General features: G+C 68.3%; 10 protein-coding genes. 5 read left to right on the forward strand and 5 right to left on the reverse strand.

Translation table 11 applies throughout. The annotated features are described in order from the left end of the window. The first annotated feature begins 880 nt into the window (after positions 1-880). Together AC0685_RS38070 and AC0685_RS38075 are read left to right on the forward strand one after the other, a co-directional pair. A complete protein-coding gene (locus AC0685_RS38070; RefSeq protein ID WP_478229978.1) occupies positions 881-1,978 on the forward strand; it encodes a PLP-dependent cysteine synthase family protein in 1,098 nt (365 codons plus the stop codon). Further along, complete coding sequence (locus AC0685_RS38075) at positions 1,975-3,234, forward strand: MDR family MFS transporter (protein WP_478229926.1); 1,260 nt, start codon at positions 1,975-1,977, stop codon at positions 3,232-3,234. The genes AC0685_RS38070 and AC0685_RS38075 overlap by 4 nt, the downstream gene beginning before the upstream one ends. A 206-nt stretch (positions 3,235-3,440) precedes the next feature. Here the strand turns inward: AC0685_RS38075 and AC0685_RS38080 are convergent, their stop codons facing one another. Next, positions 3,441-4,160 carry a TIGR03943 family putative permease subunit gene (locus AC0685_RS38080; protein ID WP_478229927.1) on the reverse strand — a complete coding sequence of 240 codons (720 nt, stop codon included), beginning with the start codon at positions 4,158-4,160 and terminating at the stop codon, positions 3,441-3,443. After that, positions 4,157-4,708: a copper resistance CopC family protein gene (locus AC0685_RS38085; RefSeq protein ID WP_478229928.1), complete on the reverse strand. Its 552-nt coding sequence runs from the start codon at positions 4,706-4,708 to the stop codon at positions 4,157-4,159. Before AC0685_RS38085 ends, AC0685_RS38080 begins: the two co-directional genes overlap by 4 nt. Positions 4,709-4,739: 31 nt before the next feature. On the opposite strand from AC0685_RS38085, the gene AC0685_RS38090 reads away from it, so the two are divergent. From AC0685_RS38090 to AC0685_RS38100, 3 genes are all read left to right on the forward strand, one after another. After that, the gene (locus AC0685_RS38090; RefSeq protein WP_478229929.1) at positions 4,740-5,048 is read left to right on the forward strand and encodes a class I SAM-dependent methyltransferase; all 309 of its coding nucleotides are present in this window, start codon (positions 4,740-4,742) and stop codon (positions 5,046-5,048) included. 59 nt (positions 5,049-5,107) lie between these two features. Further along, positions 5,108-5,665, forward strand: coding sequence for a hypothetical protein (locus AC0685_RS38095; protein WP_478229930.1), 558 nt, complete (start codon positions 5,108-5,110; stop codon positions 5,663-5,665). A 109-nt stretch (positions 5,666-5,774) separates the two neighbouring features. Further along, positions 5,775-6,599 carry a class I SAM-dependent methyltransferase gene (locus tag AC0685_RS38100; RefSeq protein ID WP_478229931.1) on the forward strand — a complete coding sequence of 275 codons (825 nt, stop codon included), beginning with the start codon at positions 5,775-5,777 and terminating at the stop codon, positions 6,597-6,599. A 19-nt stretch (positions 6,600-6,618) separates the two neighbouring features. On the opposite strand, the gene AC0685_RS38105 is transcribed toward AC0685_RS38100, so the two are convergent. The 3 genes from AC0685_RS38105 to AC0685_RS38115 form a co-directional block, all read right to left on the reverse strand. Further along, positions 6,619-7,035, reverse strand: a complete 417-nt coding sequence (locus AC0685_RS38105) for a Fur family transcriptional regulator (protein WP_478229979.1) — start codon at positions 7,033-7,035, stop codon at positions 6,619-6,621. A 64-nt stretch (positions 7,036-7,099) separates the two neighbouring features. Then, positions 7,100-7,828, reverse strand: coding sequence for a class I SAM-dependent methyltransferase (locus AC0685_RS38110; RefSeq protein ID WP_478229932.1), 729 nt, complete (start codon positions 7,826-7,828; stop codon positions 7,100-7,102). Continuing rightward, the gene (locus AC0685_RS38115) at positions 7,825-8,577 is read right to left on the reverse strand and encodes a thioesterase II family protein (protein ID WP_478229933.1); all 753 of its coding nucleotides are present in this window, start codon (positions 8,575-8,577) and stop codon (positions 7,825-7,827) included. The genes AC0685_RS38110 and AC0685_RS38115 overlap by 4 nt, the downstream gene beginning before the upstream one ends. Positions 8,578-8,634 lie beyond the last annotated feature (57 nt).

The raw sequence follows: 8,634 nt of genomic DNA on the forward strand, positions 1-8,634 counted from the left end.
GCGGTGGCCAACGCGCAGATCCTGGTCTCGGTGAGAGTGCCGTTCACGAGTAGCCCCAGGCCATTCGGTGTGATGACCGGAGAAGCATCGCCGAGAAACACCGATGCCAACCAGTGCCAGGAATCACTGCCCGGTCATGGTTTTCGCCTGGGCCGCACAGACCAAGCTCCAGATCACCGCAAAGGACACTCAACTCCACGACGACGAGCAACTCGGCGGTGTAGTGGCAGGCAGATAGGTGGACTGCACGTCACAGTCACCGAACGTAGCGGCAGTGCGAGAACGGGTGAATTTCTGGCGAACTGCGACGTCCAGCCGTCCACAACGACCTATTCGAAGATCATCCCTGCTACGGTTCGGTAACTGTGAGGGGCAACTCGGCTACGTCGCGTCGCAGGACGACGTCGATGATGTGGGTGTTCGCCCTCCTGCTCTGCTTCTTGTCGTTGCACCTGGGTCCGTGCTTTTCCCATACGCACAACGGCCAACACCACGAGCAGGCCGCCGTCACCCACGATGCCGCCTCCTCGTCGCCGATCGATGACCACTGCGACCCGGCACATCATGACCACACCCCGCATCAGTCGGCGGACCCTTATTGCCGCGCGCTTCGTGTGACGACCGACGACGCCTGGACGGCGGTCCCGATCGCCGCGGCGCTGCCATCAGGAGCCGACGGCGGCCCGTCGGTCCACACTCACGGTCACGGCAACGCCGGACGTGATCCCTGCAGACCAGGCCGTGGCCTTCTCATCGAGCTCTGCGTCGCACGGACGTGATCAGCATCTGTCTCCGCTGACCACTTCCGTTGCTTTGTCGCGCCTCGCGACGACTCAGGAAAGAGACCTCGATGAGGACATCCATGTCCGCTACTGGCTCGATGCTGCCCGAAAACGCCCTGCCGGAACAACAAAGGCACGGCTCGCACGGCCGGAGCCCGGCCGGCGCGGTCGGCGGGACCCCCGTGCTCTGGATCGACGCACCGAATGCGTCGCCCGGCCGCGGTTTCTGGGCCAAACTCGAAGGATTCAACCCCGGCGGGATGAAGGACCGCCCCGCGTTGCACATGGTCGCCCGGGCCCGGGCCCGGGAGCGTGGCGACCTGGCGCCGGGCGCTCGGATCGTGGAGTCGACCAGCGGCACGCTGGGGTTCGGCCTCGCGCTCGCTGGCATCACGTACGGACATCCGGTGACCGTCGTGACCGATCCGGGCCTCGAGCCGATCATGCACCGGATGCTCGCCGCCTACGGCGCGCGGGTCGAGCTCGTCACCACTCCGCATCCGAGCGGTGGCTGGCAGCAGGCACGCCGGGACCGCGTCCGGCAGCTTCTCGCCGAAGACCCTGACGCGTATTGCCCCGACCAGTACAACAATCCCGACAACGTCGCCGCCTACGAACCGCTCGCCCTGGAGCTCGTCACCCAGCTCGACCGGGTGGACGTCCTGGTCTGTTCGGTCGGGACCGGCGGGCATTCCGCAGGGGTCTCGCGGGTGCTGCGGAGGCGCTTTCCGAAGCTGAAAGTGGTCGGCGTCGACACCATCGGTTCGACGATCTTCGGGCAACCGTCGCGGCCACGGCTGATGCGCGGACTCGGGTCGAGCATCTATCCCCGCAATGTGGACTATGGCGGCTTCGACGAGGTGCATTGGGTCGCTCCCGCCGAGGCGGTGTGGAGCTGCCGCCGTCTCGCGGCGTCGCACCACGCGACCGGCGGCTGGAGCGTCGGCGCCACCGCGCTGGTCGCCGGCTGGCTGGCCCGGACCGAACACGCTGACACGCGGATCGCGGCGATCTTCCCCGATGGACCGCATCGCTACTTCGACACCGTCTACAACGACGACTACTGCGCTCGGCACGGGCTGCTCGACCACGTCCCGGCACAGGAACCGGACGTCATCGACCGGCCCACCGACCGCGTCGTGGAGCGCTGGACACGATGCGCCCACATCGTCGCCCCGTCCGGAGTGCGGGCATGAAAGAACTGGCTTCGAAGTTCAGGTCATTCGACCGGCCTTCCCGATTGTTGATGCTCAACCAGTTCACCATCAACCTCGGCTTCTACATGCTGATGCCCTACCTGGCCGACCACCTGTCGGCCGAACTGGCGCTCGCGGGCTGGGCCGTCGGCCTCATCCTCGGCGTACGGAACTTCTCCCAGCAGGGCATGTTCCTGATCGGCGGCACGCTCGCCGACCGGCTCGGCTACAAGCCGCTCATCGTGGCCGGATGCGCGCTGCGCACCGGCGGATTCGCGGTGCTCGGCGTGGTCGACACCGTTCCCGCGCTGATCATCGCCTCGGCGGCGACCGGGTTCGCCGGCGCCCTGTTCAACCCCGCCGTACGCGCCTATCTCGCCGAAGACGCCGGTGAGGAACGCCGAGTCGAGGCGTTCGCGCTGTTCAACGTCTTCTATCAGGCCGGCATCCTGCTCGGCCCGGTGGTGGGACTCGCCCTCACCACCTTCTCCTTCCAGATCACCTGTCTCACCGCCGCCGCGGTGTTCGCGGTCCTGACGATTCTGCAGATCAGGTCGCTGCCCGCCCGGTCGAAGGCGGCCGACAGGCAAGCCTCGCGGACGTCGATCCGGCAGGACTGGAGTATCGCCTTCGGCAACCGGTCGTTCCTGCTGTTCTCGCTCGCGATGATCGGCTCGTACGTCCTGTCGTTCCAGATCTATCTCGCACTCCCCCTGGAGGCACGGCGGATCGGCGGTCCCGGTTTCGAGGGAACAGCGCTGGTCACCTTGCTGTTCGCGGTATCCGGCGGGCTGGCCATCGCGGGCCAGCTGCGGATCACGACGTGGTGCCGACGGCGGTGGGGGCACGGGCGCTGTCTCGCCATCGGCCTCCTGCTGATGGGGGCGGCCTTCGTGCCGCCCATGGCCACCTCGGGTAACACGCCGGCAGTGCTCGGCTGGATTTCGCTGCTGACGTCCGCCGCGTTGCTGGCGATCGGGACGATCGTGGTGTTCCCGTTCGAGATGGACACGATCGTCGCTCTGTCCGGCGGCAAGCTGGTCGCGACCCACTATGGGCTCTACAACACCGTGGTCGGTGTCGGCATCCTGCTCGGCAATCTCGGCACCGGTTCAGCGCTCGACGTCGCCAGGAATATCGGCGTCCCTGCGGCGCCGTGGGGCGTGCTGGCCTTGATCGGACTGGGTTGCGCGTGGTGTCTCCATGCGCTCGATCGGTCCGAACACTTGACGCCGACGGTGGCGGCGAAGGTTTAGGGTTCGCACCCCACGCCGGACTCCCGTGGCCCGCCGTGCCGTGTCCCGTTACGTCTATTCCCCTAGACGTCCGGGATCGGCGACGGCGGACCGCGGGCTGTTCTTATTCCCTGTCCTGCCCGGCCACTTGCCCGCCCGGCCCGCCGATTGTACGTGCCGATACGACGTTTTCCGTGGTGGCCGAGGTGATTAATACTTTCGTCTGATCAATATTCATAACCGTCCGCGGGCGCTGAAATAGAACGGGCGTCGACGACCTTCATGGTGGGCGTGTATCTGTTCGCCTTGGTCGCGGTCGACGGAATCATCGTGCCGGTCACGGTCAACCATTGATCGTCGCGCCACGGCGGCAATCGATCTCCGGCGAGCATCGTGTGCACCGGGAACGTGTCGGCCGCGCAACATCCCATGACGATCCGGGCCAGGTACGGCCTTCCCTTTCTGTCATGGACGATGAAGCCGGTCAGCTCGACGACCCGGCCGTTGAGGGTCCCAGCGCTGTCCCAGCCCGCGCGGGTGACCAAGTCCGAGAATCGCATTCGAACCGGGTCACCAGGCGGCAGCGGCGCGAAAGGCACCTTCCCCGTGTCATCGGCGATCGGTGCGGTCACGGTTCGGGAACCGGCTCGGTTGACCGAATCCGAACCCAGCGCCGGCGGAACGATCAGGAAGATCGCGAGGACCGGCAGAAGCATCAGCCAGGTACTGCGGGTGCGGTGTTCGTGCTCGTGTCCGGCGCCCGCCGACGCCTTGGCTCCGCGGATGTCTCTCACGATCGCGACGACGGCGAGCGCCACGGCGGTGAAGCCGGCTCCGACCAGCCAAGGCGCCATGCCCGGCTTCACGTAGCGAAGGTAGGTGCCGTCGAACGTGATCTTGATCAGCGCTCCCCCGATCAGGAGGAGCCACCCCGCCGGTGCGTTCACGCCCGCCGCCGGACGAGCCAGATCGCCACGCCGACGGCCACGAGCAGCGCCGCGCCGCCGCCGAGGACCCAGCCGAGTGCCGACGAACCCTCGGACTCCGGGGCTTGTTCGGCCGCGGTCACCGAGGAGGTGGCGGTGACCGGTGGAGTGGTCGACGATGCCACTGTGGTGGTCGTGGTCGGCGCCGGAGCGGCGACGGCGAACTTCACTGCTCCGCTCACCCGATGCCCGTCGATCGACCGCAACTTGTAGTTCAACACGAAGGAACCGTTGGACAGCGCGGGCAATGGCTGTGTCACCACTCGCTCAGCCGTCGTGGGAGCGGGCAGTGTCAGCGGCTGCGAGTCCGGCCCGGTCAGGGTGATCGCCGCCGACGAGAGATCCACTGGTTCGCTGAAGGTGAGCGTGGCCGCAGCCGGTGCCACGGTCAACGACGATCCCTCGGCCGGATCGCTGCTCTCCAGCCTCGCGGTCGCGTTCGCCGGAGCGGTCCCGAGCAGCCCGAGCGCCAACGCGGTGGCCACCACGGCAATCAGACGGCTGATCACGACTTCTCCTTGGCCGCCCGGCGGCCAGGAATTGCCCGGGAGCGACGGCGAGTTCGACGTCGTGCTCTCCAGCCTGATGCTGCATCACCTGCCGGACGGCGGCCAGGCCGCGGCGCTGCGGGAGATGCGGCGGGTGCTGCGCGCCGGCGGACGGCTCGCCCTCGCCGATTTCCGGCCGCCCCGGTCGTCACTCGGCAGGCATCTGGTCGGTTTGGCATCCGGGCCGCGGATGCTGGACGACCCCGACGGGCGTCTCCCCGGACTCGTCCGGGAAGCCGGATTCACCGTTGAGGCGCAAGGAGAACTCGGCTGTCTGGCCTACGTCACGGCGGTCCGCTGACCGTCAGCGGACCGCACTTGGCGGAACCGGCCGGTCCGCGCGGCACGTAAGCTGCGAATGTGGCACGGGACAGCGCAGGCCTTCCGGTGGCGGTGAACGCTGCCCGCAGCATCGTGCTGGCCGGCGCGGCGGCGGCGCTCGGGCTCGCCGCCCACGTTCTCGGCGGGGGCGTCGTTCCCAACATCGGGATGGCGCTGGCCATCGGTGGCGTGATCGGGTGGGCGGGCACCGCCATCGCCGACCGCAGCCGAGGACCGGTCGCCGCGATCGGGGCGCTGGCGGCCACGCAGGGCGTCCTGCACGCCGTTCTCCTGCTCCCCTCGCACCTGACCCACCGCCACATCGCCCCGGTCCTGACTGAGATCGATCCGGTCCAGCTTTTCGGCGCGCACGCGCTCGCCGTCGTGCTGCTCGGCCTCCTGCTCACCCGCGCCGATACCGCGGCGATCGCGCTGCGTGGCCTGGTGTGGCGGGCGCTCGGCTGGATTCCGGCGCCGGTCGCCACCTCCCATCCCCCGTTGCGAGCACTGGTTCTCCGTGCGGCGGAACCGAACATCATGACGGCAGTCCTGCTGCGACGCGCTCGTCCGCGGCGTGGGCCCCCTGTCTTTCGCTGAGGTTTCTTACCCACCCGTTGCTCCTGAGACGTGCGACGGCCTCACCGCACGGATGTCCCCGAACCGTTTCGGCGCGGGCATCCGTGACCTTCAGCGAAAGGCTTCACCCATGGCAGAAAGACCGAACGCCCTCGCCCGCGGCAAGCGGCTCGCCAGCACCGCGGAGGACCTCCTGCAGCGCGCTCTGGTGACCGCGGGCCTCCGGCAACCCGATTCGGCGATCGCCGCCGACGCGCAGGACTACTGGCGACGACCGGCGGGCTCCCGCTGGGCGGCCGACTCCCACTGGCGCGACGCCCCGGTCTTCCGGGACAACGACCTGTGGCACCGGATCGGCGCGGATCACCTCGCCCTGTTCGAAGCCGGCGCCCGCATGGCCGAGTTCGCCCGGCCTTGGAACCGGATCGTCGAATGGGGCTGCGGCGGCGGGGCCAACGCGGTCCACTTCGCCCCGGGTGCCAAGGAGTTCATCGGAGTCGACATCTCTCGCGATTCCCTTGCCGAATGCGGTAAGCAGGTCGCGAAAGTCTGCGAGACCCCCTTCCATCCGGTGGCCATCGAGGTCGCCGACCCGGAAGCCGCGCTCGGACAGATCGACGGCCTCTGCGACGTGTTTCTGTCCTTCTACGTCTTCGAGCTGATCCCGTCGCCGGAGTACGGCGAGCGGCTCCTGCGCATCGCCCACGGCCTTCTCGCGCCCGGTGGCCTGGCCCTGATCCAGATCAAGTACGACACCGGCAGCTGGCTCACCAAACCACGACGCCGCGCCTACCGCCGCGGACTGGCGAACATGACGACCTACCCGATCAACGAGTTCTGGGAACTCTCCGAACGCTGCGGCTTCACTCCCCAGACGGTCCGGCTGGTACCACGCAACGACCTCGACGAACGCTACGCGTACTTCTTCCTGGCCAAGGAGCCCACCGTCGTCTGAGCGCGTCCGTGGTCCGGCGTCACCGCGCCGGACCACGGGAACCGCCGACGCTCTCTTCTCCGCAGGCACCGCAGACACCGACGACGTCGACCATGTGACTGACATAGCGATATCCGTGCTCCGCAGCCACATCACCGGCCCACGTCGAGATGGAGTTCTCCGCGACTTCGACGGTGTACCCGCACGAACGGCACACCACGTGGTAGTGCGGTTCGTCCGAGCAGTACCGATACAGGGTCTCACCACCGATCCTGAGCACGTCGGCCTTGCCTGCTTCGACCATGGACTGCAAATTTCGGTAGACCGTCGACAGCCCGATCGTCTCCCCGCGCGTACGCAGCTGCGCGTAGAAGGCCTGTGCGGATCGAAAACGGCTCTCGGACTTCAGCAATGACGCCACCACAGCCTTCTGCCGCGTCGAACGCTCCTTCACCACCGACAACTGCAATCCACCTCGTTCCGGACCACACTCACGCACCACCGTGGCGACGGGCAAGACGTCAGATTCGAGTGATCGTGTACAGCTCGTGGTCCGGGTTGGTGACCGTGAGCCGGAGGCCGTACTTGGCGACTTCGTCCGCCAGCGCCGACGCGGTGATCACATGCCAAAGATCGGATGCGGTCAGCTCGGTGACGACGTTTCCTCGCTGATCGACCCGGTAGGTCATATTCCAGGTGACGGCGTCCGGACCGGCGGGTTCGGCGGCGGCGACGCCGAGGTACTCCCGGCCACCGATGCGCACCTGCGCCATGGGGGTCGCGGGGATGGCGACAGCTGTCGTAGGTGGCTGCAAGTTGAGGATCGCCCGTCCGCCGGGAGTGAGACGGTTGGCGAGCATGCCCCACAAGGCTTGGCGTTCCCTGGGATCGAAGTGGCCGAGCACGTTCATCGCGAGGACAACGGAGAGCCGGTCCGGCAGTGGCGCGACGAGCGCGTCGGCGCCGAGGACGGTGACGCGGCGGGCGAGGTCGTCGTCCTCGACGCACCGGGTGAGCAGCGCCGTCCGCAGGGCCGGATTCGGCTCGATGGCGATGATGTCGGCACCGGGCAGCGCGGCCGCGAGGACAGCGGTGCCGAGCCCGGTCCCGGCGCCGACGTCGACGACCGGCCCACCGCTGGTGTCCACACCGGACAGTGCGTCGGTGAGCACCGGGCCCAGGCCGGTCCATGCCTGCCGGAGCAGCACGGCGACGTACTCCGCGGTCCGGTGGTAGAAATCCTCGGTCATGCGGTTCCTTCCGCGAGCGGGCCGACGGCCGTGACGACCGCGGCGATCGTGGCCGCGGGGTGGTCGAAGACGTGGAAGTGGTCACCGGGCACGAACACCGCCCGGAACTCGGCGCGGGTGTATCCCGCCCAGGCGTGCACGTGCGCGGACGTCAGTTCGCCGTCGTCGACGCCGGTCAGTGCTGTGATGGGACACGCCAGCCGTTCCCTGCCCATGACCGGCCGGTAGGTCTCGTTGACGGCGTAATCGGCGCGCAGGATGGGCAGCAGGTAGTCGCCGCCGAGCGCGGCCATCGACGTCGGCCGCTCGCCTCGCAGTCGCGCGATCTCGGCGGCCAGTTCGGCGTCCGGCGCGGTGTGGAAGCTGTCGCGCCGATGCTGGTGCGGCGTCTCCTTGCCCGATACGACCAGATGCCCCGCGTTCCCCAGCGCGCACGCGGCTTCGTAGGCGATGGTCGCGCCGAGGCTGTGCCCGAAGAGGACAGTCGGCCGATCGGCCAACGCGGTCAGCCCGGGCAGGAGATCCGCGACGACACCGGACATCGTCGTCTGCGCCGGTTCGCTCCAGCGGTCCTCGCGGCCGGGGAGCTGGGCGGCGTGCAGTTCGATCCACGGCGGCAGCAGTTCCGTCCACGGCCGGAACGCGCTCGCCGCTGCGCCCGCGTGGGCGAAGCACAGTAGCCGCATCCGGGCATCGGGGTTCGGCGCGGGGCATCGCCACGCCCTGACCGCCGGCTCGGCGCGATTCATGCGTCCCCCTTCATTCGACACACAGAGTGTTCGTCCACACGGAGCAATACTGCTCCA

Source organism: Amycolatopsis sp. NPDC043889 (assembly GCF_056435645.1).